Origin of the sequence: Halonotius pteroides (assembly GCF_003605635.1) — an archaeon.
Taxonomy (GTDB): domain Archaea; phylum Halobacteriota; class Halobacteria; order Halobacteriales; family Haloferacaceae; genus Halonotius; species Halonotius pteroides.
In genome coordinates this window covers 1-2,320 of record NZ_QMDW01000055.1, presented here as the reverse complement: position 1 = coordinate 2,320, position 2,320 = coordinate 1, and the positions used below count along the sequence as shown (strand labels likewise).

General features: G+C 52.7%; 1 protein-coding gene and 2 pseudogenes. All 3 read left to right on the top strand.

Annotation, left to right across the window (positions count from 1 at the left end; translation table 11 throughout):
- Positions 1 to 219 precede the first annotated feature (219 nt).
- A pseudogene (locus tag DP106_RS14940) lies at positions 220 to 744 on the top strand (IS4 family transposase); the annotation flags it as partial.
- A 58-nt stretch (positions 745 to 802) separates the two neighbouring features.
- Complete coding sequence (locus DP106_RS14935) at positions 803 to 1,972, top strand: ISH3 family transposase (RefSeq protein WP_120086596.1); 1,170 nt, start codon at positions 803 to 805, stop codon at positions 1,970 to 1,972.
- Positions 1,973 to 2,184: 212 nt separating this feature from the next.
- Positions 2,185 to 2,320 (top strand): annotated as a pseudogene (locus tag DP106_RS14930) (IS4 family transposase); the annotation flags it as partial.

Genomic DNA, 2,320 nt, shown 5'->3' with positions numbered 1-2,320 from the left:
ACGACAGATTGCGCGCAAATACGTCACTTGACGACTCAGTTCTGTATCGCATTCATAGATTATTTCAAGAATTAAAATATAAATTATCTGTCCCGTTTCGAGTATTTAAATCCGGTAGAAAGCCGGTATTGAAAGCCTGGTAATGCTGCGTGCAAAGGAGTCAGTTGGCTCCTTGCAAGACTCTGGTATGTGGAAGAGCTTGATCTGGACACCTCTACAGCCAGTGCAGTGTACTCGCTGATCGACGAAGTCGACAGCGAGTCAATAGCCGATGAGTTCGATATTGGCAAATTCAACAAGACACATGATTTCGATAATCACATTAAAATCGCCGTAAGAGAAGGGATTGATCCATCAAGTTCGCTCAAAGAACTCGAAGAAACAACCGACTCAGGCGATGAAATGGAGAAAATGGCTGCCTCAACCTTCTCCAGATACACGAACGACCGCGACTACGGCGCGGTCGTTCAATTGCTGTTTGCGATCCTCCACACTCCGGAGTTATATCATCAGCGAGCAGTACAACGAAAACGGCTCAAACACCTCCTACGGAGCGTTATCGCCGTTGATGCAACAAATCTCGAATTAACACGGTCAGTCGTCGTCTCTGACGACTTCGTCGGAGCCGACGAGGAATCCTACAGGATTGACACCAGTGACGGTGGAATCAAACTCCATCTTGCCGCACGTGTCGATGGAGAAGCGAAGCATCCGCTCGGAGCAACTGTCGGTACTTCGGGAACGGAGTAATGAGCCGAATTAATCCGTTGGGCTAACCGGGAAGAAATGTCTGGATCTGTATGTGTTAGAGCTCACAGATCCAGACGGCTATCTTTCAGCGTCGGAAGTCAAAGATACCGCGGAAGCGGTGATTTCTCCGCTCCCACTGCCGGGTGTCGAGGGGAGCCCCCTCGACCCCGGCGATATCTGGCTCGTCGTTATCCTTGCTTGCGTGAACCAGACCTCAATCTGGGAAACCTGCAACGAACACGACGGAACACCCTGCGATGACACTGTGCTAACGTGGCTCCACACGCTCAATCGTGGGTGGCTCGAAGTGATTGCTAACCTCCAGCTTAGCCGTCTCGCTATGACGATTCTCGACGCAGAGCAGTCGAGAATCGTCTCTATCGACTTCATCGACAACCCCTACCACGGCGACCACTACGACGAGGAAGGAGAACTCTGCACGATGGCTCCGAAAGATGGCACGACCACGTGCCATCGATACTGTACAGCGTACGTCGTTTCCAACGGAAAACCAGTGACGCTGGCGATGACATACGTCCGTAACGACGAGACAGAGGCTGACGCGGTCGAGCGCGTGCTCGCCCGCGTCGAGAACTACCCTTTTGAGATTGAGTTGCTGCTTGCCGACAGCGGCTTCTTCAACGAGCGTGTGATCCGTCGATCACGAGAAATCGCCGCAACAGTCGTTCATGTCCCGAAGAAGGGAGATCGAATGAAGGAGAAACTCGACGTACACAAGTCGTATATGACGACCTATCGGCTGTACAAAGACAGCGAGCGGGAACTCCGTGTCCCGCTCGCGGTCGCTGTCTCCTACCAGAACGGTGATCGTAACAAACACGGCGAGGTTGTCCGCGGCTACGTGGCTTGTGGTGTTACTGATCACACCGCGAAGCAGGTTGAGCGAATCTACCGGAAACGATCAGGTATCGAGACAACTTACCGGTTGATTCGGCAGGCACGAGGGGTCACGACGACTCGTGATCCCATCGTTCGGTTTGCTTTCATGCTCGTGGCTGCCATTTTGGAGAACCTCTGGTTAGTGCTCCGATGGGCCGTCGTCGCCCGCCCGCAGCGGGGCGGGCGCGACTTACCTGAAGAGTTCACGTTCTCCGTGTTTTGCGATTGGATTCGGAAGGAGTTGGAGGAACAGCTGGAGCGACGGTGGAAGATCAAGATGAACGGGACAGGTATTCCACCGTCATATCAAGCCGCGGGCTGACCACGGTCAGCCCCGGCCAGTCTGCCTCCGGATGAGCAACAGCTCTCTTCGAGAGGTAGTCGAAAACGGGGGAAACGAGCTGTTTGAGTGAGTACTCTGTTCGAAGTGGAAAGCAACTCACTGATTTTTGTGACTCACCCGAGAAACCATATAGAATATGACTATTCGGGCGTCACTGTCGCTGGAAGTTTCGACTCATTCGTGAAGTACCGACTGTTACTGAAGGAGAAACCCACGAAAGCCCGCAGTTTGAACATCTCAAAGACGACGTCGAGGTCTTCGAAGACCTCGATTCACCGATCTGGGTGTTTGACCGTGGATATACGCTCTACGTACGGTTTTGTAAAT